20 protein-coding genes and 1 riboswitch are annotated in these 21,453 nt (G+C 66.2%); of the genes, 5 read left to right on the top strand and 15 right to left on the bottom strand.

The window, feature by feature from the left end; genetic code table 11:
- Positions 1-16: 16 nt before the first annotated feature.
- Complete coding sequence (thiB, locus tag EZM81_RS03140) at positions 17-1,000, bottom strand: thiamine ABC transporter substrate binding subunit (RefSeq protein ID WP_136644751.1); 984 nt, start codon at positions 998-1,000, stop codon at positions 17-19.
- 36 nt (positions 1,001-1,036) lie between these two features.
- Positions 1,037-1,137: riboswitch (TPP riboswitch) on the bottom strand.
- A gap of 91 nt (positions 1,138-1,228) precedes the next feature.
- Here thiB and aroC point away from each other — a divergent pair.
- Positions 1,229-2,329 (top strand): chorismate synthase, encoded by a 1,101-nt coding sequence (gene aroC / locus EZM81_RS03135; protein ID WP_135450086.1) that lies wholly within the window; start codon positions 1,229-1,231, stop codon positions 2,327-2,329.
- A gap of 5 nt (positions 2,330-2,334) precedes the next feature.
- On the opposite strand, the gene ubiG is transcribed toward aroC, so the two are convergent.
- Positions 2,335-3,081 carry a bifunctional 2-polyprenyl-6-hydroxyphenol methylase/3-demethylubiquinol 3-O-methyltransferase UbiG gene (gene ubiG, locus EZM81_RS03130; RefSeq protein WP_135450087.1) on the bottom strand — a complete coding sequence of 249 codons (747 nt, stop codon included), beginning with the start codon at positions 3,079-3,081 and terminating at the stop codon, positions 2,335-2,337.
- A 72-nt stretch (positions 3,082-3,153) separates the two neighbouring features.
- On the opposite strand from ubiG, the gene pip reads away from it, so the two are divergent.
- Positions 3,154-4,125 (top strand): prolyl aminopeptidase, encoded by a 972-nt coding sequence (gene pip / locus EZM81_RS03125; RefSeq protein WP_135450088.1) that lies wholly within the window; start codon positions 3,154-3,156, stop codon positions 4,123-4,125.
- Positions 4,126-4,332: 207 nt separating this feature from the next.
- Here the strand turns inward: pip and dxs are convergent, their stop codons facing one another.
- Genes dxs through EZM81_RS03105 form a run of 4 tightly spaced genes read right to left on the bottom strand, consistent with a single transcriptional unit; the run spans position 4,333 to position 8,281 of the window.
- Positions 4,333-6,246: a 1-deoxy-D-xylulose-5-phosphate synthase gene (gene dxs / locus EZM81_RS03120; RefSeq protein ID WP_135450090.1), complete on the bottom strand. Its 1,914-nt coding sequence runs from the start codon at positions 6,244-6,246 to the stop codon at positions 4,333-4,335.
- A gap of 18 nt (positions 6,247-6,264) precedes the next feature.
- Positions 6,265-7,134 (bottom strand): polyprenyl synthetase family protein, encoded by an 870-nt coding sequence (locus EZM81_RS03115; protein ID WP_371685716.1) that lies wholly within the window; start codon positions 7,132-7,134, stop codon positions 6,265-6,267.
- On the bottom strand, positions 7,131-7,370 hold the full coding sequence (locus EZM81_RS03110) for an exodeoxyribonuclease VII small subunit (RefSeq protein WP_135450091.1): 240 nt from the start codon (positions 7,368-7,370) through the stop codon (positions 7,131-7,133). The genes EZM81_RS03115 and EZM81_RS03110 overlap by 4 nt, the downstream gene beginning before the upstream one ends.
- Positions 7,367-8,281: a histone deacetylase family protein gene (locus EZM81_RS03105; protein WP_135450092.1), complete on the bottom strand. Its 915-nt coding sequence runs from the start codon at positions 8,279-8,281 to the stop codon at positions 7,367-7,369. Before EZM81_RS03105 ends, EZM81_RS03110 begins: the two co-directional genes overlap by 4 nt.
- Before the next feature lie 195 nt (positions 8,282-8,476).
- On the opposite strand from EZM81_RS03105, the gene EZM81_RS03100 reads away from it, so the two are divergent.
- Both EZM81_RS03100 and EZM81_RS18405 read left to right on the top strand, forming a co-directional pair.
- Positions 8,477-9,220, top strand: coding sequence for a hypothetical protein (locus EZM81_RS03100; protein WP_136644750.1), 744 nt, complete (start codon positions 8,477-8,479; stop codon positions 9,218-9,220).
- Positions 9,221-9,336: 116 nt separating this feature from the next.
- A complete protein-coding gene (locus EZM81_RS18405; protein ID WP_135450094.1) occupies positions 9,337-10,314 on the top strand; it encodes an outer membrane protein in 978 nt (325 codons plus the stop codon).
- Between the two features lie 36 nt (positions 10,315-10,350).
- Here EZM81_RS18405 and EZM81_RS03090 read toward each other — a convergent pair whose 3' ends face one another.
- Together EZM81_RS03090 and EZM81_RS03085 are read right to left on the bottom strand one after the other, a co-directional pair.
- The gene (locus EZM81_RS03090) at positions 10,351-11,046 is read right to left on the bottom strand and encodes a response regulator (RefSeq protein WP_135450095.1); all 696 of its coding nucleotides are present in this window, start codon (positions 11,044-11,046) and stop codon (positions 10,351-10,353) included.
- Positions 11,046-11,540 (bottom strand): MarR family winged helix-turn-helix transcriptional regulator, encoded by a 495-nt coding sequence (locus EZM81_RS03085; protein WP_135450096.1) that lies wholly within the window; start codon positions 11,538-11,540, stop codon positions 11,046-11,048. The genes EZM81_RS03090 and EZM81_RS03085 overlap by 1 nt, the downstream gene beginning before the upstream one ends.
- A 139-nt stretch (positions 11,541-11,679) precedes the next feature.
- Here EZM81_RS03085 and EZM81_RS03080 point away from each other — a divergent pair, with 139 nt between their 5' ends.
- On the top strand, positions 11,680-12,546 hold the full coding sequence (locus EZM81_RS03080; RefSeq protein WP_135450097.1) for a branched-chain amino acid aminotransferase: 867 nt from the start codon (positions 11,680-11,682) through the stop codon (positions 12,544-12,546).
- Between the two features lie 93 nt (positions 12,547-12,639).
- On the opposite strand, the gene EZM81_RS18190 is transcribed toward EZM81_RS03080, so the two are convergent.
- The 7 genes from EZM81_RS18190 to EZM81_RS03050 form a co-directional block, all read right to left on the bottom strand.
- Entirely contained in the window at positions 12,640-12,807 is a 168-nt protein-coding gene (locus EZM81_RS18190; protein ID WP_167850992.1) for a hypothetical protein, read from the bottom strand.
- Between the two features lie 30 nt (positions 12,808-12,837).
- On the bottom strand, positions 12,838-13,899 hold the full coding sequence (gene queG / locus EZM81_RS03075) for a tRNA epoxyqueuosine(34) reductase QueG (RefSeq protein WP_136644749.1): 1,062 nt from the start codon (positions 13,897-13,899) through the stop codon (positions 12,838-12,840).
- Between the two features lie 60 nt (positions 13,900-13,959).
- Entirely contained in the window at positions 13,960-14,637 is a 678-nt protein-coding gene (locus EZM81_RS03070; RefSeq protein ID WP_135450099.1) for a glutathione S-transferase family protein, read from the bottom strand.
- Between the two features lie 69 nt (positions 14,638-14,706).
- Positions 14,707-15,471 (bottom strand): monofunctional biosynthetic peptidoglycan transglycosylase, encoded by a 765-nt coding sequence (mtgA, locus tag EZM81_RS03065; RefSeq protein WP_136644748.1) that lies wholly within the window; start codon positions 15,469-15,471, stop codon positions 14,707-14,709.
- Positions 15,472-15,513: 42 nt separating this feature from the next.
- The gene (locus EZM81_RS03060; protein ID WP_136644747.1) at positions 15,514-16,050 is read right to left on the bottom strand and encodes a DUF1269 domain-containing protein; all 537 of its coding nucleotides are present in this window, start codon (positions 16,048-16,050) and stop codon (positions 15,514-15,516) included.
- 71 nt (positions 16,051-16,121) lie between these two features.
- On the bottom strand, positions 16,122-20,660 hold the full coding sequence (gene gltB, locus EZM81_RS03055; protein WP_136644746.1) for a glutamate synthase large subunit: 4,539 nt from the start codon (positions 20,658-20,660) through the stop codon (positions 16,122-16,124).
- Positions 20,661-20,663: 3 nt separating this feature from the next.
- Positions 20,664-21,428, bottom strand: coding sequence for a hypothetical protein (locus EZM81_RS03050; RefSeq protein WP_248298120.1), 765 nt, complete (start codon positions 21,426-21,428; stop codon positions 20,664-20,666).
- Positions 21,429-21,453: the final 25 nt, after the last annotated feature.

Genomic DNA, 21,453 nt, shown 5'->3' with positions numbered 1-21,453 from the left:
CCCAACGGGCGCAAGGTCATTTCGCCAGCGCCGCAAGCCATTCCGCCAGCGCCGCATCGCGTGTGGACTGTGCCTCATCGGCGGGCAGAAGCAGCGATTTCGCCGGGCGGAAGCGGTCGAAGCCTTCGGGAAGCCCGCCGGCAGGTGTTACGGCGGGATACATCCAGTTGGTCTGCGGAATCGCGGCCTGGAAGCCCTCGGTCAGCATGAAGGCAAGGAAGCGGTCGGCCAGGTCGGGCTGGTCGGTCGCGGCCAGTTTCCCGGCGACCTCGATCTGCATGTAATGCCCCTCGTCGAACAGCGCGGCGGCCTTGGTGTCGTCGCCTTCCGCGATCAGGTGGTAGGCCGGGCTGGTGGTATAGGAAAGGACCATGTCGGCCTCGCCTTCCAGGAACAGTCCATAGGCTTCCGACCAGCCGGGGGTGACGGTGACGATGTTGTCGGCCATCGCCTGCCAGATCTCTTGCGCGCGGTCGCCGTGGGCAGCCTTGACCCACATCAGCAGGCCGAGGCCGGGGGTCGATGACCGCGGGTCCTGGATCACGATCTTCAGGTCGGATGCGGCCAGAGCGTCGAAGCTGTCGGGGGGGGCGGGCAGCTTCGCGCGGTCGTGGACGAAGGCGAACCAGCCCCAGTCGTAGGGAAGGAAGAACGGGTCGGCAAAGGGCACCGGCAGGTCGGTGGCCGGGGTCAGCCCATGCGGCGCGAAAAGGCCCGTTGCCGCAGCCGCGGCCGTCAGGTTGGTGTCGAGACCCAGCACGACATCGGCATCCGAGGCCGCCCCTTCCAGTTGCACCCGCGCAAGCAGCGCCGCGCCGTCGCCGGCGGGAACAAGGCGCAGGTCGCAGGCGCATTCGGCCTCGAACGCCTGTTCGATCGCTGGGCCGGGGCCCCATTCCGAGGTAAAGCTGTCGTAGGTGAGGACAGTCAGGACAGGCCTTTCCGCCAGCGCCGGAAAGGCGATGGTGACAAGGCCCGCAGCAAGGAGTTCGGTTTTCATCGGCTTCTCCATGTTGCGACGGAACGGTCGGGGATGGAGAAATCCATTCACCTTCCCTCCGCCGGTATGATCCGGTTCAGGTTCGACGGGTTCGCCTGCGCGTCTCAGCCCGTTGTCGGGCACCCCGAGGTAAGGCAGAGGATAGGCGAACCGGCAGCGGGTGCAAGGGGGCTTTATCCCCTGCGGGCCATGGCTTAAGGGGGAAGGGGTCTTGCAGGATGCCCCGACATGAGCCTGAACACCTTCGGACATCTTTTCCGCGTTACGACCTGGGGCGAAAGCCACGGGCCTGCCATCGGCTGCACGGTGGACGGCTGCCCCCCGGGCATCGCCCTGTCCGAGGCGGACATCCAGCCGTGGCTGGACCGGCGCAAGCCCGGCACCTCGAAGTTCACCACCCAGCGCAAGGAACCCGACGAGGTGCGCATCCTGTCGGGCGTGTTCGAGGGGCGGACGACCGGCACCCCGATCCAGCTGATGATCGAGAACACCGACCAGCGGTCGAAGGACTATGGCGAGATCGCGCAGAGCTTCCGCCCCGGTCACGCCGACATCACCTATCACCAGAAATACGGCATCCGGGACTATCGCGGCGGCGGGCGGTCCAGTGCGCGCGAGACCGCCAGCCGAGTGGCGGCGGGAGGCGTGGCGCGGGCGGTGCTGGCCGCGCTGGTGCCGGGGCTGCGGATCACCGGCTACATGGTGCAGATGGGCACGAAGACCATCGACCGCAGCCGGTTCGATGCCGCCGAGATCGAGCGCAACCCGTTCTGGGTGCCCGATGCCGTGGCTGCCGCCGAATGGGCCGAATATCTGGACGGGCTGCGCCTGTCGCACAACTCGGTCGGCGCGGTGATCGAGGTGGTGGCCGAAGGCGTGCCGCCGGGTCTGGGCGCGCCGCTTTATGGCAAGCTCGACAGCGACCTGGCGGCGGCGATGATGTCGATCAATGCGGTCAAGGGGGTAGAGATCGGCGAGGGCATGGCGGCCGCCGCCCTGACCGGGGTCGAGAACGCCGACGAGATCCGCATGGGGCCGGACGGCCCGGAATTCCTGTCGAACCATGCGGGCGGGATCCTGGGCGGCATCTCGACCGGCCAGCCGGTCGTCTGCCGGTTCGCGGTCAAGCCCACCTCTTCGATCCTGACCCCGCGCCGGACCATCACCGAGACCGGGTCAGAGACCGACCTGATCACCAAGGGCCGTCACGACCCCTGCGTGGGCATCCGCGCCGTGCCGGTGGGCGAGGCGATGATGGCCTGCGTGCTTCTGGACCACCTGCTGCTGGACCGGGGCCAGACCGGCGGGGTGCGCGGCCGGATCGGCTGACCGGCCTACCGCCCGCCAGGCTTGACCGAGGCGGTGACGTAGTTGCAGCTCAGGTCGCGGTCTGAAAGGTTCCAGCGCCAAGCCACCGGATTGAAGACCATCCCCTTTCGGTCGACCGGATCCAGCCCCGCCTTGCGGATCAGATCGTACAGTTCGTCGGGCGTGATGAACTTCCTCCAGTCATGCGTGCCCTTGGGCAGCCAGCGCATCACCCATTCGGCGCCGACGATGGCCATGACAAAGCTTTTAGGGTTGCGGTTCAGGGTGGAACAGATCATCAGCCCGCCGGGCTTCAGAAGCTGCTGGCAGGCCGTCAGATAAGACAGGGGGTCGGCCACATGCTCGACCACCTCCATGTTCAGCACCACGTCGAACCGTTCGCCTGCGGCTGCCAGATCCTCGGCCGTGGTATGGCGATAGTCGATCGTCAGGCCCGACTGTTCGGCGTGAAGCCGGGCTACCGGGATGTTCCGCGCCGCTGCATCCGCGCCCACCACCTCGGCCCCCAGCCGCGCCATGGGCTCTGACAGAAGCCCGCCGCCGCAGCCGATGTCCAGCAGCCGCAGGCCTGTGAATGGCAGCGACTGCGACAGGTCGCGCCCGAACTCTGCGGCGATCTGCGCGGTGATGTAGTCCAGCCGGCAGGGGTTCAGCATGTGCAGCGGCTTGAACTTGCCGTTCGGATCCCACCATTCGGCTGCCATCGCCTCGAACTTGGCCACTTCGCCCGGATCGACCGTCGTCACCGTCATTGCCGCCTCTGCGCCATTACCCAACCGATTGCCCTTCGACTCTGGGCCGTCATGGGGCTATATAGGTCATCAATGGATCAGAGATCAGGTCAAAAGCGCGCAGTCGAATTCCTCTATCCGCCGATCGACCCCTTCGATCAGCGGATGCTGGATGTTGGCGACGGTCACCGGATCTATGTCGAACAATGCGGCAGGCCGGACGGGATTCCGGTCATCGTGTTCCACGGCGGTCCGGGCGGGGGATGTTCGCCCGCCATGCGGCGTTATTTCGATCCCACCTTCTTCCGGGTCATCCTGTTCGACCAGCGCGGCTGCGGCCGGTCGCGGCCTCATGCCAGCGTGATCGCCAATACCACCTGGCATCTGATCGAGGATGTCGAAACCATCCGCCAGACCCTGGGTATCGACCGCGCTATTGCCTTTGGCGGAAGCTGGGGGGCAACGCTGGCGCTGATCTATGCGTTGACCCACCCCGATCGGGTCGCGCATCTTGTCCTGCGCGGTGTCTTCCTGATGACCCGGGCAGAGCTGAAATGGTTCTACGGCGGGGGGGCAGGGGCCTTCTTCCCGGAAATCTGGGGCCGCTTCGTCGCCGCCATCCCGCCGGCCGAGCGCGACAACCTGATCGCTGCCTATAATCGCCGCCTCTTTTCCGGCAACCTGATGGAGGAAACGCGCTTCGGCCGCATCTGGGCGAACTGGGAAAACGCGCTGGCCTCGATCCAGAATGACGGGCCGATGGGCGAAAGCCCGTCCGACTATGCCCGCGCCTTCGCGAGGCTGGAGAACCACTATTTCCACAACGGCGGCTTCCTGCAATGCGACGGCTGGATCCTGCGCGAACGCCGGCGGATCGAGCATATCCCCGCCACGATCATCCAGGGCCGCTACGACATGATCTGCCCGCCGGTTTCGGCGTGGCAACTGGCCGACGGCTGGGCGAGATGTGATCTGCGCATGATCCCGATGGCCGGCCACGCGCTGTCCGAACCTGGAATCAGCGAAGCGCTGGTCAGGGTGATGGACGGGTTGCGGCGGCGGTAGGGTCACCTGCCACAAGCATGTCCGTCGGTGCATATCATGCATTCCTGGCCAACTTGCCCCGACGAGCAGAAGCAGGCGCACGAGGTAGAACCGAACGTCCGTCCGGCCCTCCGCGACAAGGAAGGGAAGGCGCGGGCAGAGGGATTGGCAACCCGCAAGGATTTGGCCTGCGGATAGGGCAGATCGAACGTGGATTCCCGGAGCGCCTCAGGCCCGCTTGCCGACGACCGCGACACCCAGGGCTTCGAGCACCTTTGTCTCGATATGGGCGGCATCCAGACCGGCGATGCGATACATCGCTTCGGGGCTGGCCTGATCGATGAAGATGTCGGGCAGGACCAGGCTGCGGAACTTCAGCCCCCTGTCGAAGATGCCCGCCTCGGCCAGTGCCTGCGCCACATGGCTGCCGAAGCCGCCGATGGCGCCCTCTTCCACCGTGATCAGCGCCTCATGCTCGCGCGCCAGCCGCAGCACAAGGTCGAGGTCCAGGGGCTTGGCGAAGCGCGCATCCGCCACCGTCACCGACACCCCGCGCGCCGCCAGGGCCTCTGCCGCCTTCAGGCTCTCCGACAGGCGCGTCCCAAAGGACAGGATCGCCACCCGCGTCCCCTCGCGCAGCACACGGCCCCTGCCGATCTCCAGCGTCACGCCGCGCGCGGGCAGGTCCACCCCCACGCCTTCGCCCCGCGGATAGCGGAAGGCGATGGGCCCGGCGTCATGCGCCGCAGCGGTGGCGACCATGTGCACCAGTTCGGCCTCGTCGGCGGCCGCCATCACCACCATGCCCGGCAGGTTCGCAAGGAAAGCCACGTCGAAGGCCCCCGCATGGGTGGCCCCGTCCGCCCCCACCAGCCCCGCCCGGTCGATGGCAAAGCGCACCGGCAGCCGCTGGATCGCCACATCGTGCACGACCTGATCGTATCCGCGTTGCAGGAAGGTCGAATAGATCGCGCAGAAGGGTTTCATACCCCCCGCCGCCAGCCCTGCACTGAAGGTCACGGCATGCTGTTCGGCGATCCCCACGTCGAAGCACCGCCGCGGAAAGCGCGCGGCGAAGAGGTCCAGCCCCGTCCCGTCCGGCATGGCCGCCGTGACGGCCACGATCTTCTCGTCCCGCTCCGCCTCGGCCACCAGGCTTTGCGCAAAGACCTTGGTATAGCTGGGGGCATTCGAGGCCGCCTTGACCTGTACCCCGGTCAGCACGTCGAACTTGCCCGTCGCGTGCCCCTTGTCCCGCGCAGCCTCGGCCGGGGCATAGCCCTTGCCCTTCTTCGTCAGCACATGCAGCAGCACCGGCCCCGTGGCCCGCGCCTTCAGCGTCCGCAGCACCGGCAGAAGCTGGTCCAGGTCATGCCCGTCGATCGGCCCGACATACTCGAACCCCAAGGACTCAAACAGCGTTCCGCCCACGGCCATGCCCTTCAGCATGTCCTTGGCCCGCTTCGCGCCTTCCTGGAAGGGCGAGGGCAGCAGCCCCACGATTCCCTTCGCCACCTGCTTCAGGTCCTGCATCGGCGCGGTGGCGTACAGCCCGCTGAGATAGGCCGACAGCGCCCCCACGGGTGGGGCGATCGACATTTCGTTGTCGTTCAGGATCACGAACAGCCGCTTGCCCAGATGGCCCGCGTTGTTCATCGCCTCGAAGGCCATGCCCGCGCTCATCGCGCCGTCGCCGATCACGGCGATCGCGTCGCCGGGATCGCCGCCGAGATCGGCAGCCATGGCAAACCCCAGCGCCGCGCTGATCGAGGTCGAACTGTGCGCCGCCCCGAACGGGTCATAGGGCGACTCGCTGCGCTTGGTGAAACCGGACAGCCCGCCCTCCTGCCGCAGGGTGCGGATCCGGTCGCGCCGACCGGTCAGGATCTTGTGCGGATAGCACTGATGCCCGACATCCCAGATCAGCTTGTCACGCGGCGTGTCGAAGACGGCATGCAACGCCACCGTGAGCTCTACCACACCCAGCCCGGCGCCCAGATGGCCCCCCGTGACGCTGACGGCGGAAATCGTTTCGGCCCGCAGCTCGTCAGCAAGTTGCCGCAGCTCGCGGTCGGACAGCGCCTTCAGGTCCGATGGCAGCCTCACCCGGTCCAGAAGCGGGGTCTTGGGTCGGTCGGTCATGTGCCCTCCAAGGGCCGTTCAGGTGTCGCGCGCAATAACGAAGCGCGCGGCTGCGATCAAGTTGGCCGCGCGGTCGCCATAGGGGGCAAGGGCCGCCTCGGCCTCGGCCACCAGCGCCGCGGCCCGGGCCTGCGCCCCCTCCAGTCCCAGAAGCGAGACGAAGGTGGCCTTGCCTGCCGCTGCGTCCTTGTGCAACCGCTTGCCGGCCCTGGCTTCGTCACCGGTCACATCAAGGATGTCGTCGGCGATCTGGAAGGCCAGCCCCAGTGCAGCGGCATAACGGCGCAGCGGGGCGCGGTCGGCGCCGGCGATGACCGCGCCCGCCTCGGCTGAAAAGCCGATCAGCGCGCCGGTCTTGCCCGCCTGCAGGGCGGTGATCTCTTCCAGCGTCAGCGGCCGCCCTGCGGTTTCGGCCGCGATGTCCAGCGCCTGCCCCAGCACCATGCCGTCGATGCCCGAGGCCCGCGCCAGTCCCGAGACCAGTTCCATCCGCACCTCGGCCGACCCCAGCACCGGGTCGCACAGCAGTTCGAAAGCCAGCGTCTGCAAGGCATCGCCTGCCAGCACTGCCGTTGCCTCGTCCCATCTGCGGTGCACGGTCGGCTGGCCGCGCCGCAGGTCGTCGTCATCCATGCAGGGCAGGTCGTCATGCACCAGGCTGTAGGCATGCAGCGCCTCGATCGCCGCCGCCGCGCTGATCGCCCGTGCCTCGGGCAGGCCATGCAGCCGCGCCCCTTCCAGCACCAGAAAGCCGCGCAGCCGCTTGCCGCCCCGCACGGCATAGCGCATCGCATCGGTCACCGGCTGATCCGCGCGCCGTGCAAGGGCGGCCATCAGCCGTGCCTCGATCAGTGCGGCGTCGGCGGCCAGACGGTCCGGAAAGGTCACATCCCCTCCGCCGGGGTGGTGCCGACGGCGCGGCCTTCCTGCGCCCGGATCAGTTCGACCTTCTCCTCGGCCTCGGCCAGCTTCTTGGCGCAATGCGCCTTCAGGGCTGCCCCGCGTTCATACAGCGCGATCGACTGTTCCAGCGGCACCTCGCCGCGTTCCAGGGCCCCCACCACCTGTTCCAGCGCGGCCATCGCCTCTTCGAAGGTCATCGCGTCGATCGGTTTGTCGGTCATCGGCCCCGTTCCTCCAGCACTGCGACATGCGCGGCCACCGAGGCCGCCAGCGCATCCAGATCATAGCCGCCCTCCAGTGTCGAGACCACCCGCCCCCCGGCGAAATCGCACAGACGGTCGGTCAGCCAGCGGAAATCCTCGGCCTGCCATTCCAGCCCGGCCAGGGGGTCGTCGGCGTGGGCGTCGAAGCCGGCCGAGATCAGCAACAGTTCGGGTTTCCACGCGGACAGGGCCGGGAAGACCACCTGTTCATAGACCTCGCGCATCGCGGCCCCGCCCGTACCTTCGCGCAGGGGCAGGTTCAGCACCTGCCCGTGCGCGCCCCGTTCTTCGGGCCGCCCGGTCCCCGGATAAAGCGGCATCTGGTGGGAACTGACGAACAGACACCGCCCCTCGTCCCACAGAAGATCCTGTGTCCCGTTGCCGTGGTGCACGTCGAAATCCACGATGGCGACCCGGGAAAGGCCGTGATGATCCAGCGCCCGCTTCGCCCCGATGGCCGCCGTACCGAACAGGCAGAAGCCCATGGCCGTTTCACGTTCGGCATGATGGCCGGGGGGGCGCCCGGCCACGAAGGCCGTCTTGGACTGGCCCGCCAGCACCGCATCCACCGCGGCGCAGATTCCGCCTATCGCTCGCATCGCCGCCTGAAAGGATCCCGGCGATAGGAAGGTATCGCCGTCAAGCTGGGTCCAGCCCGCTTTCGGAACAGCCGCCTGCACACGTGCCAGATAGCGGGCGGGATGGCAGCGCAGCACGTCGGAGGCATCGGCAACCGGGCAGGGCCATCGTTCGACCGCCAGCCCGGCAAGGCCACGCTCTACCGCCGCCAGGCGATCGACGCGTTCCGGATGGCCTGGGGGTGTCATGTGGGCCTGACAGTCGGGATGCGAATAGATGCGGCAGGTCATGGGTGTCCTTTCTCTGGCAGCATGGCAGTCTTTCGCATGCCGGGACGCATTTTCGGGAAATTTTCGTGATTTGACACATGTCAACGACTCGTGCGGAAAATTGCGTAACATATTCGCATGTCAGATTGGTTGACGTGTCTGTGGCGCAAGTCACATCAAGGGAGAGTGGAAATGTCTGATCGTGGAAATGGGACCATGGCTCGTCTTGCGTTGGGGGTGGCCGTTGTCGCCCTTGTGGGGACCGCCGCCTTCGTGATGCCGCAGTGGAACAGCGGCCTTGTTTCTGCCGCCTGGGCCGAGGATGACGGCGAAGGCAAGGGTCAGGGTGGCCCGGGCGACAGCGGCAACCATGGCGATGGCCAGAAGGGGCAGGACAACCGCGGTCAGGGCCAGGGCCAGGGCGGGCCCAGCAGCGATTCGGATGGTCAGGGCCCGCAGGCGGGCGGACCGGCGGGCACCGGTGGCGGCAAGCCCGTGTGGGCGCAAGAAGGGATCCCGGAAGTTGAACTGGGTCGGCTGAACGTCGCCAGATCGCCCGCAAAGGTTCTGGATCGCGCCTATGCCGAGGCGGTGGCCTCGCTGACGCCGGAGATGATCGCCTTCTATAACCTTTCCGTCGACGACATCATCGAAGAGTTGACGTTCAACTTCGACAATGTCGCCTATATCGACTCGCCCCTTCAGAACCTCGCCCTGCTGAAGGATGCCCTGGACGGCACGTCGGTCCTGGCATCGAAAGGCGTCAGCACGGACAATGACGTTCTGATGGCGGTCTTCCTGGCTGTGGCCGCCGACAAGGAGGGCGAGGGCATCACCGCCGATACGGTGATTGCGGTCACGACCATCCTGGGCACCCCGATCGAAGGGGATGCAGCTGCGGATCTGGCCGAACTTGCCGAATCCATCCGCCTTGCCGTTGTTGCCGGTCACAACAGCTGAGTGGCAGGATTGCAACGGGTAGGATCATTGGCTCCGACCGCCCTTGGCGGGCGGAGCTTTTCATGCGAAAAGCTGCATATGTCGCGTGCTTTGCGGGGTCAGGTGCCAGGATGAAAATGGAACGGACGACGTCGCCATCCACCCGAATTCTTCTTGCGGCGGGTTTGGCCGGTTTTGCGCTGGGCGCGCTGGCGCCTGTCGGGGCGCAGAATGGTGCGGCTTGGGCGCAAGAAGACGGCGGGCACGAGGACGGTGGTCATGAAGACGGTGGGCACGAAGGGGGCGGCCACGGAGGGGGCGGCAAGGGCCATGGCGGCAAGCCTGTTCCCCCGCCCGAGGAGGTGCCGCTGATCCAGTCGGGCGAGAACGCTGCGGCCCAGCCTGTCGCAGCCGGCCCCTTCGGCCCTGGCAGCTATTTCCGTTTCGAACTGGGCGCGGCCCGGGGCAGTGCCGGCGATGCCAACTGGCTGCCGCCCGGGTTTGAAGGTGGGGAAGAGGGGGATCCACAGGTCTTCTTCGACCTTGACATCGACAACGCTGCCATGGGCGCCATCGCCATCGGCCGGTCCTACGGCAACGGCTGGCGCGGCGAGGTGGCGCTGAACATCTTCGGCAGGGCCGATTTCGCCGGACCCTGGACCTACACGGTCCCCGAGACAGACGGGCCCCATGCCGACATGGAAGGCTCGGTCCGCTCGCTCGCGCTGATGGCGAACGGCTATTATGATTTCGACAATTTCGGCGGCGGCGTGACGCCCTTCGTGACGGCGGGCCTTGGCCTTGCGCGCAACACGATGGGCCAGTGGACGCGGATCAACCCCGCAGAAGACAGTGTGCGCCGCAGCTTCGAAAGCGGAAGCGACAGCGGGCTTGCCTGGTCCATCGGTGCGGGCGTGGCAGTGGATGTCGGCCCGGTGCTGGGGTCTGCCCCGGCAAAGCTGGAACTGGCCTGGCGCTATTTCGACCTGGGTTCGGTTACGGGCGGGGCAGAGCCGCTTGAGGGTGGCCCGGGGCAGGGCGGCACTCCGGTCGAGGCGTTGAACTTCGACCTGACAGAACAGGTGATTTCGGTCGGCCTGCGCATTCCGTTCTGACGCAGCCCTTCAGGAAGAGAGGGGGGGAGGCCCCCCTCAATCCGGCTGCAGCATGTAACCTTCCCCGCGCACCGTCTGAAGATAGCGCGGCGCCTTCGGGTCGTCCTCGATCTTGCGGCGCAGGCGGGTGATCTGCACATCGACCGCCCGTTCCTGGGCAGCATCGCCGCGCGCGGCTTCGCTGACCAGCTTGTCGCGGCTGAGGGGAACGCCGGGCTGGGCGGCGAAGATGCGCATCAGCGCCGCCTCGGTCGCGGTCAGGCGCACCGGGGTTTCGCCGCGCCACAGCTCTCCCCGGTCGACGTCATAGCGCACAGATCCCAGCTGCAGCACCTGCCGCACGGGCTCTGCGGGTTTCACCTGGGGCACCCGGCGCAGGATGGCGTTGATCCGCAACAGCAATTCCTTCGGCTCGAAGGGCTTGACCAGGTAATCGTCTGCCCCGGCCTCCAGCCCCTCGATCCGGTTCGCGGTCTCGCCGCGCGCGGTCAGCAGCAGGATCGGCGTCGTGATCTTTCTGCGCAGATCGCGTGTCAGCGACACGCCGTCCTCTCCCGGCATCATGACGTCCATCACGATCAGGTCGAATTCCAGACCCGCCAGAATGCGCCGCGCCTGGGCTGCGTCCTTTGCGACTGAAACAAGAAATCCGTTCCGAATCAGGAATTTCTGCAACAGGCCCCGGATGCGTTCATCGTCATCGACGATCAGAAGATGCGCGTCCGCCGTCATCAGCCGCCCTCCTTCAGGCGGTTGTACTGCCGCCGCATCTCGGGATCCATCATCGCCTCCAGCACCTGCCGGAAGCCGGCCACCGCCGCCGGCCCTGCCGCGCGATAGGCGGCCCGCATCCGTGCCCGCTGGGCGTCGGACAGCTCGCGTTCCAGGGCGACGCCTTTCTCGGTCAGAAACAGATGCCGCTCGCGTGCGTCGGTCTTGCCCTTCTCGCTGCGGACAAGGCCATCGTCGATCAGCGTCCGCAACACGCGGTTCAACGACTGTTTCGTAACCCCCAGAATCGACAAGAGATTGGAAACCGTCGTTCCCGGCGAGCGGTGGATGAAATGGATCGCGCGATGGTGCGCCCGGCCATAATTCATGCCCTCGAGGATCCGGTCCGGGTCGGCCGTGAAACCGCGATAGGCGAAGAACATCGCCTCGATCCCCTTCCGCAACTGTTCGTCGGTCAGATACAGCAGGTTTTCCCCGCCGGGTGCATCGGCCATCGTGCGTCTCCTTCGTTCCGAATTTACGTCAGCCTTGTTGACTTTCCAAGTATCAACCCGTAACTCTGCCCCGATTTCGCGCAAGAATCTGTCCGAAGCGGACCTTTCAGGCGCAACTTTCGCAAAACCGGAGGCGGAAATGGCAGGCTACGACGATCGCGACGGGTTCATCTGGATGGACGGCAAGCTGGTGGAATGGCGTTCCGCCAAGGTCCACATCCTGACGCACGCGCTGCACTATGCGTCGTCGGTATTCGAAGGCGAACGTTGCTACAACGGCAAGATCTTCAAGGGACACGAACATTCGCTGCGCCTGCTCAAGTCGGGCGAGCTTCTCGACATGCCGATTCCGTGGACCGCCGAACAGATCGACGCCGCCAAGGAAGAGGTGCTGAAGGCAAACGGTCTGACCGATGCCTATGTGCGCGCCGTTGCCTTCCGCGGCGCGGGCGAGGAGATGGGCGTCGCCAGCCTGGGCAACCCGGTGCGTCTGGCCATCGCCTGCTGGTCCTGGGGTGCCTATTACGGCGACGCCAAGATGAAGGGTGCGAAACTGGACATCGCCAAATGGAAGCGACCCTCGCCCGAAACCATTCCTACCGCAGCCAAGGCTGCCGGCCTTTACATGATCTGCACCATGTCCAAGCACGCCGCCATGGCCAAGGGCTGCTCGGACGCGCTGTTCTTCGACTATCGCGGCTATGTGGCCGAGGCGACCGGGGCCAACATCTTCTTTGTCAGGGATGGCGAGGTGCACACGCCGCTGCCTGACTGCATCCTGAACGGCATCACCCGCCAGACGGTGATCGGCATGCTGCGCGACATGCAGATCAAGGTCCATGAGCGCCACATCCTGCCCGAGGAACTGGCGACCTTCGAGCAGTGCTGGCTGACCGGCACTGCGGCCGAGGTCACACCCGTCGGCCAGATCGGCGAGCATACCTTCGAGGTGGGCGACATCACCCGGCGCGTCGCCACCGAATACGAGAAACTGGTGCGTTCCTGATATCAGGGCACTGGCCGAACGACACCGGGCACTGCAGTCCGGTGTCGTCCGACTTGCCGTCTGTCCGAGGAGCCGGCAGTTGAAATGGGGCGATCAGGCCGTCCGCCCCCTTGCGATGCGCAGGAATTGCGCCACGCGCGCGGCACCTGCGCCCGACCGCGGGCGATGCCAGGTTTCACGCGGGCTTCGTGCCAGTCTCAGGAAATGCTTCACCCGGGCGCCGGTGCTGGCCTTGCGATGATCTGCAAGATGCTTGGACATGCTGGGTCTCCTTTCCGGTGGAACGTCACCCTAGCACGATTCGCCGCCCGGCCCCACCCGGTCGTCCTGCGCCTGCGAAAGCCTGCCCAGCGCCCAGGCGGCGGCCTCGGAAACCGCCGGATCGGCCTCGTCAAGCCTTGCCCGTGCCAGGGGGATCAGCGACGCCATGCCGGAATTGCCGACCGCATACATCACGTTGCGCAGGAAGCGGTTCCGTCCGATCCGCTTGATCGGGCTTCCGGCAAAGCGCGCCCGAAATCCCGCATCGTCCAGCGCCGCCAGGTCCGCCAGTTCCGGCAACCCGACCCTGGGCTGATATCCCATGTCCTTCGCGGCAACTGCGAACTTGTTCCAGGGACAGACGGCCAGACAGTCGTCGCAGCCGTAGATCCGGTTGCCCATCAGAGGGCGCAACTCAGGCTCCACCGGCCCGTTGTGTTCGATGGTGAGGTAGGAAATGCAGCGCCGCGCATCCAGCTGATAAGGCGCCGGGAAGGCGCGGGTCGGGCAGATGTCCAGACAGGCCGTGCAGCTGCCGCAATGGCTGGTCTCGGGCGCATCCGGCTCCAGCTCCAGCGTGGTGAAGATTGCGCCGAGGAACACCCAGTTGCCCAGATCGCGGCCCAGAAGGTTGGTATGCTTGCCCTGCCAGCCCAGCCCCGCCGCCTGCGCCAGCGGCTTTTCCATCACCGGCGCGGTATCCACGAAAACCTTGATCTCGCCGCCGCCCTGATCGATCAGCCAGCGGCCCAGCCGTTTCAGCCGCCGCTTGACCAGGTCGTGGTAATCCTTGCCCTGCGCGTAGGCGCTGACCACCCCGCAGTCCCGCTGCGCGAGCCCTGCCATAGGGTCGCCCACCGGGGTGTAGGCCTCGGCCAGCATGATGACCGACCGCGCCTCGGGCCACAGCGCGGCCGGGTTGCCCCGCCACTCTTCGCGCCCGGCCATCCAGGCCATCTGCCCGTGCCGGCCAGCCGCCAGAAAGGCCCGCAACCGACCCGCCGCCTCGGGCACTGCATCCGGCCGACAGATCCCGCAGGCGGCGAAACCCTCTTCGCGGGCCCGATCCTTCAGGCGATCCTTCAAGTCCATCTTCCGACCGAACCTGTCCCGCAGGCGGGCCGGCGGGTGCAAGCCGCCCGAAATGCGGGCCTAGAAATCCAGATCGGCATAGTGCGGCGCCGGCGGGAAGCCCGAGATCTGGTCGGCCAGAAGCGGCCGGAACGCCGGCCGCGACTTGATCTTGGCATACCAGTCCTTCAGCACCGCGTGCCGGTTCCAGTCCACATCGCTGATGTAGTCCAGGCAGCTAAGATGCGCGGCTGCGGTGAAATCGGCCAGCGTCATCGCATCGCCTGCCAGCCAGCGGCGCTGATCGAGAAGCCAGGCCATGTAATCCAGGTGATACTTGATGCGGGTTGCCCCCATCTTGACGTTCCGCGAATCAGGATAGCCCTGGCCACTGACCTTCTTGTTCACCCTCTCGTACAGAAGTTTCGAGGTCACTTCGTTGTGGAACTTGTCGTCGAACCAGGCGCAGAGACGACGCACCTCGAAACGCGCATCGGCGCTGCGCGGCATAAGGGGCGGTTCGGGCACGGTTTCCTCGATGAACTCGCAGATCGCCTGGCTTTCGCTCATCGTCCGTCCGCCCAGTTTCAGGATCGGCACCTTTCCGGCCGGATTGCGGCGCAGGAAATCGGGCGAAGGTTCCCAGTAGCGTTCTTCGACCAGTTCCACCTCGATCTTCTTTTCCGCAAGCGTCAGGCGCACCTTGCGGCAGAACGGCGACAGGGGAACATGATACAGGCGTGCGCTGGGACGGTTCATCTTGCGGCGGCCTCCGGTCTGGCATCCTCATTGCCGCGCCGTGCGGGGGAATTCAATCCCTCCACGGGATCAGTCCTCGAAACAGGCGGAGCGCCCGTCCGCCCTGATCGTCTCGGCGCCCGAGATGATGCTGCGAGTGCGGTTGCGGACGAAATTCGACGGGTTGGCGGCATCGCGCTGCTTCGGATCGGGCAGGATCGCGGCCAGCCGGGCAGCCTGCAGCGCGGTCAGGTCTTTCGCGTCCACGCCAAAGTAATGGCGCGCCGCCGCCTGCACGCCGAAGACGCCCTCATCGAATTCGGCAACGTTCAGATAGACCTCCAGGATGCGCTGCTTGGACCATACCAGCTCAACCACCGGGGTCAGCACCGCCTCCAGCGCCTTGCGCGCGTAAGTCCGCCCATGCCAGAGGAAGACGTTCTTCACCACCTGCTGGCTGATCGTGCTGGCCCCCCGGTTGCTGCCCGCCGCGATGGCCTTGCGCAGCTCGGCCATGTCGAAACCCCAGTGGTTGCAGAAATTCGCATCCTCTGCCGCCACCGCTGACCGGGCCATGACCGGGGCGATCTCGTCCCAGGATACCCATTCCTTCTCGATCCCGCCCAGCCGCCAGGCCTCGCTCAGCTGGTAAAGGTTGATGGGCGGCGGGACAAAGCTGAACAGCAGGATCAGAACGGCATAGAAGGCCGCAACCCCGCCGATGATCCGCCCCACCCAGCGCGCCACGCGCCGCCAGGGCCGCGGCCTTTCCGGCGCCGTCCCGGCCCCCGGCTTGCGCTTGCGTGGCGCAGGCTTCGGCCTTTCGGCCGGCTTCTCGGTCACGTCCTCGGTCATGGCGCCCTTAGATGCAGGCAGGCGATCCCCGTCAAGAGTGGCTCACGTCCGGCCGCCGCCCAACTGGTCCTGCTTCTGCAGGGGCGCGATCTTCTGTTCTAGGAAAGCCTTCAACTGGGCCTCTGCCTCGTGACTCAGCGACGTGTGGATCACCCGGCCTTTCTCGCGGAAGGGTTCCAGCCGTTCGATCACCTTGTCGGTGGTGATCTTGCGCACCAGCATGCCGACCGCGGCCCCACCCTTGTCCAGGCTCTGGCCCACCTCGCGCAGGAAGTCGTCATCGATCCCCAGGTCGGTGAACTTGCCGACCAGTGCACCTGCCCCGGCGCCCACCGCGGCGCCGACCACGGGGTTCAGGAACAGCAGTCCGATCAGAGTACCCCAGAGCCCCCCGCCGATTGCCCCTCCGGTCACCAGATCAGTGGACTGATGCAGATCGACCTTGCCATTTTCGTCACGGGTGACGACGACCACATCCTCCATCTCGACCAGGTGTTCCTTCTGAAGCAGGACCAAGGCTTCGGCTGCCGCAAAGGCTGTGGCTTCGTCCGGGAAGGCAACGATGATCAGGTCCGACATGAGGGGGGCTCCACGCAAAGGGCCGCCGCGGAATGCGACGGCCCTTTCTAGCACGTCAGGACAGCGGTTGCCTATTCCGCCGGAACTTTCGCCACTTCGTCGGACAGCGGATAGGGCAGGCGGCTGACCATTTCCTTCGGGCAGACCTGCAGGAAGTTCTGCCGCTCGCGGTCCCAGTTGGACAGGATGCGTCCGGCGATCCGGCTGCCGGTTTCCTCCAGATGACGGGCGATCAGGCCCTTCAGCTGCATCTCCCAGTGCGGATGACCCACGGCGCAGGTCAGGATGGATTCCAGGTTCATGAAATCCTCGGCCACGCCCTCGGGGTCATAGACATAGGCCATGCCCCCGGTCATCCCCGCGCCGAAGTTAGCGCCGATCCGTCCAAGGATCACCGCCACCCCGCCGGTCATGTATTCGCAGCCGTTCGAGCCGCAGCCTTCGACCACGACGCTTGCGCCGGAATTGCGCACCGCGAACCTCTCCCCGGCCCGACCGCTGGCAAACAGGAACCCGTCCGTCGCGCCATACAGCACGGTGTTGCCGATGATCGTGTTCTCTTCGGCCTTCAAGGGCGAGGCCATCGGCGGCCGCACGGTGATCGTGCCGCCCGACAGGCCCTTGCCGACATAGTCGTTGGCATCGCCCTGCACTTCCAGCTTGAGGCCCCGCACCGCGAAGGCCCCCAGCGACTGGCCGCAGGATCCGGTCAGCTTCACCGTCAGGTGGTCTGGCTGCAGCGCGTTCCGCATCCCGAACTTCTTGACGATGTGGCTCGAGGCCCGCGTGCCGATGGTCCGATGCGTGTTCCGCACCGCGTAGGACAGCTGCATCTTCTCGCCGTCCTCGAAGAACCGCGCACCGTCGCGGATGATCTCGGCATCCAGCGTGTCGGGCACCGCATTGCGCGGCTTCGACCGGTCATAGGTGATCGACCGCGACCCATCGACAGTGATCAGAAGCGGGTTCAGGTCAAGGTCATCGAGGTTCGCCGCCCCGCGCGACACCTGCGTCAGCAGATCGGCCCGGCCGATGATCTCGTCCATCGACCGCGCGCCGATGGAGGCGAGGATCTCCCGCACTTCCTGGGCGTAGAAGGTGATCAGGTTCACCACCTTGTCCGCCGTGCCGGTGAACTTGGCGCGCAGGCGTTCGTCCTGCGTGCAGACGCCCACCGGGCAGGTGTTCGACTGGCACTGGCGCACCATGATGCAGCCCATGGCGATCAGCGCCGCGGTGCCGATGCCGTATTCCTCGGCCCCCATCATCGCCGCCATCACGATGTCGCGCCCCGTGCGCAGCCCGCCGTCCGTGCGCAGCGTCACCCGCTCGCGCAGGTTGTTCATCGCCAGCACCTGATGCGCCTCGGTGAGACCCATCTCCCAGGGCAGGCCGGCATACTTGATGCTGGTCGCAGGGCTGGCCCCCGTGCCGCCGTTGTGGCCGGAAATCAGGATCACATCCGCCTTGGCCTTGGCCACGCCTGCCGCGATGGTGCCCACGCCGGACGACGACACCAGCTTCACGCAGACCTTGGCGCGCGGGTTGATCTGCTTCAGGTCGTAGATCAGCTGCGCCAGGTCCTCGATCGAATAGATGTCGTGGTGCGGCGGCGGGCTGATCAGCGTCACCCCCGGCGTCGAATGGCGCAGGCGAGCGATCAGCGCCGTGACCTTCATCCCCGGCAGCTGGCCGCCCTCGCCGGGCTTCGCCCCTTGCGCGACCTTGATCTCCAGCTCCTCGCAGGCGTTCAGGTATTCCGCCGTCACGCCGAACCGGCCCGAGGCGACCTGCTTGATCTTGGCGGAAGGATTGTCCCCGTTCGGCTCCGGCACGAAATGCGCCGGGTCCTCGCCACCCTCGCCGCTGTCGGACTTCGCCCCGATCCGGTTCATCGCCACGTTCAGCGTCTTGTGCGCTTCGGGCGACAGCGCCCCCAGCGACATGCCCGGCGTCACGAACCGCTTGCGGATCGAGGTGATCGACTCCACCTCCTCGATCGGCACCGGCTTGCCCAGCGGCTTGATGTCCAGCAGGTCGCGCAGATGGATCGGCGGGTTGGCCCGCATCGCCGCGCTGTACTGCTTCCAGATGTCATAGGACGCCCGGTCGCAGGCCGATTGCAGCATGTGCATGGTCTGCGCTTCCCAAGCGTGCTTTTCGCCCGACCGCCGCGCCTTGTAGAAGCCGCCGATGGGCAGCACGTCCGCCCCACCCAGCCAGCCCTTGCGGTGCACCTCTTCCAGCTTCTGCTCGATCCCGGTCAGGCCGATGCCCGAAATGCGCGATTGCATGCCGGGGAAATATTCCGCCACCATGGCGCGGGACAGGCCCACCGCCTCGAAGTTCAGACCGCCGCGATAGCTGGAGACCACGCTGATCCCCATCTTCGACATGATCTTCAGAAGGCCCGCGTCGATGGCGTCGCGATAGCGGCGCATGGCATCGGTCAGCGTGCCTTCGATAAGGCCGCGCTCGATGCGGTCGGCGATGCTGTCCTGCGCGAGGTAGGGGTTCACCGTGGTCGCGCCGCAGCCGATGAGAACCGCAAAGTAATGCGGGTCGATGCATTCGGCAGACCGCACGTTGACCGAACAGAAGGTCCGCAGACCCTTGCGCGTCAGCCAGCTGTGCACCGCCGAGGTGGCAAGGATCATCGGCATCCCCACCTTTTCCGGCCCCTGATGTTCGTCCGTCAGCACCAGCTGCGCCGCGCCACTGCGCACGGCATCCTCGGCCTCGGCGCGGATGCGTTCCAGACCCTGCCGCAGGTCGTCGAGCCCCTCGCCCACCGGGAAGGTGCAGTCGATGAAGGCCACCTGATCGCCAAAGCGTTCGACCATCACCTCGAATTCGCGGTTGGCGATGAAGGGGCTTTCCAGCACCAGGATCTCGGTCTGGCTGGACGATTCATCCAGCACGTTCTTCAGGTTGCCGAAGCGGGTCTTCAGGCTCATCACCCGCCCCTCGCGCAAGCTGTCGATTGGCGGGTTCGTCACCTGGCTGAAGTTCTGGCGGAAGTAATGGCTCAGCGGCCGATACTGCGCCGACAGGACTGCCGGCGGCGTGTCGTCTCCCATCGAGGCGACCATTTCCTTGCCGTCCTCGGCCATCGGCGCCAGGACCTGCTCCAGCTCCTCGACCGTGAATCCCGCCGCGATCTGCCGCTTGCGCAGTTCGGCGCCCGTGTAGGTCTGCGTCTCGGGCACGTCGCGCAGAAGGCTGTTCAGATCGATGACCTTCTCGATCCACTCGCCATAGGGTTGGGCGGCGGCAAGTTTGTCCTTGATCTCGGTGTCGTGGTAGAGCTTGCCCTCCACCATATCCACCGCGATCATCTGCCCCGGCCCAAGCGCACCCTTCTCGCGCACGGTGGATTCATCGACCGGCACCATCCCGGCCTCCGACCCGGCGATCAGCATCCCGTCGCCCGTCACCACATAGCGCATCGGGCGCAACCCGTTGCGGTCCAGCCCCCCGCAGACCCAGCGCCCGTCGGTCATCGCCAGCGCCGCCGGGCCGTCCCACGGCTCCATCACCGAGTTGCAGTAGGAATACATGTCCGCCCAGGCCTTGGGCATGTTCACCGTCTGCTTTGACCAGGCCTCGGGCACCAGCATGGTCTTGGCCATCGGCGCCGACCGGCCCGACCGCACCAGCACCTCGAACACCGCGTCCAGCGCGCCCGAGTCGCTCGTCCCACCCGGGATGATCGGCTTGATGTCCTCGGCCGCCTCGCCGAAGTTGTTGCTGGCCATGCGGATCTCATGGCTCTTCATCCAGTTGACGTTGCCCTTCAGCGTGTTGATCTCGCCGTTGTGGGCGAGCATGCGGAAGGGCTGCGCCAGCCACCATTGCGGGAAGGTGTTGGTGCTGTAGCGCTGATGATAGATCGCGAAGGCGGACTCAAACCGCTCGTCCAGCAGGTCGGGGTAGAAGGTCGAGACCTGCTCGGCCAGCATCATCCCCTTGTAGATGATCGACCGGCAGGACAGGCTGCACAGGTAAAGCCCGGCGATCCCCGCCGCCGTCGCCGCCTTCTCGATCCGGCGGCGGATGATGTAAAGCTCGCGCTCGAACTGTTCCTGGTCAATGTCCTTCTCGCAGCGGATCAGGATCTGCTCGATCTCGGGGCGCGTCGCATTGGCCTTTTCGCCCAGCACGGACACATCCACCGGCACATGCCGCCAGCCATAGATGTAATGCCCCATGCGCAGAACCTCGGTCTCCACGATGGTCCGGCAGCGTTCCTGAGCGCCGAAATCGGTGCGCGGCAGGAAGACCTGGCCCACGGCGATCAGCTTGTTCACATCGGGCTCATGCCCGGTGCGGCGCACCACGTCGTAGAAGAACTTCACCGGGATCTGCACATGGATCCCCGCGCCGTCGCCGGTCTTGCCGTCGGCGTCCACCGCGCCCCGGTGCCAGACCGCCTTCAGCGCGTTGATGCCGTTCTCCACCACCTTGCGGCTCGGCTTGCCGCTGATCGACACGACCAGCCCCACCCCGCAGGAGGAATGTTCGTCTTCGGCCCGGTAAAGCCCGTTCGCATCCAGCCAGGCGCGCTTTTCCTCTTCGGCCCTTACCCAGGCGGCATCATATTTGGTCATGGCTCACTCCTCAAAGCTCGCTGGCAGGATTTCGTTGGTCGCGGGGCCGGCGTCGGCCGTCAGCGCGTCACAGTCGTATTTCGGCTGGCGGGCCAGAAATCCTTCCTCGCCCGGAAAGACGAATTCGACGGGCGAGCCGTCGATCGGCCGCCAGATGCCGTCGCCCAGGTCGGTCTCGCCCGGCCCGGCGAAGAACAGGCGCCATTCGGGGTGCAGGAATTCGTTCCCCCGCGACTGGCGCAGCATCCGGCCCGAACGATCGTATTCGGTGAACTGCACCTCGGTCTCGGACAGGGTGATCCCGTCGATCACCACAGTCCGTCCGGTCAGCCGGTCGTACCCGGTGGCCCGGCTGCCGGCGCCGTCGGCGCGCGAGAGGGTGAAGTCCCAGGTATCCATGCCTTCCGCCAGAAGTTCCGAAAAGCTGGCCGGGTCGGCGGGCGCCGGGTCCAGCACCTGACGCACCGGGTCATAGCTTTCCACCCATTGCGCCTCGTAGTCGATGCGCGAATGGAAGAAGGGACCTTCCTGATCGAGGTCCACTCGCCATTGGTCGCCGGGCGCATCCCCGCTGCACCGGTAATAGTGCGACACGCGGCAGGCCTTGGACTGCACGGTCATGAAGGCCTGACAGCCTTCGGGGGGCGTCCAGGTTCCGGCCAGCGCGGCGGTGGCCGGGACGGTCAGACAGGCAAGGATCAGAAACTTCCGCATCGCCGGTTCACCCTGGATCAGGTCAGATACCCTGACGTTCAGGTCTTCCTGCATCCACTGCGCACAAAGACAAAGGGAA

The organism is Tabrizicola sp. YIM 78059, assembly GCF_004959785.1.
GTDB classification, from domain to species: domain Bacteria; phylum Pseudomonadota; class Alphaproteobacteria; order Rhodobacterales; family Rhodobacteraceae; genus Tabrizicola; species Tabrizicola caldifontis.
Note: the sequence above shows the minus strand (reverse complement) of the source record. Positions and strands in the feature narration are given on the sequence as shown.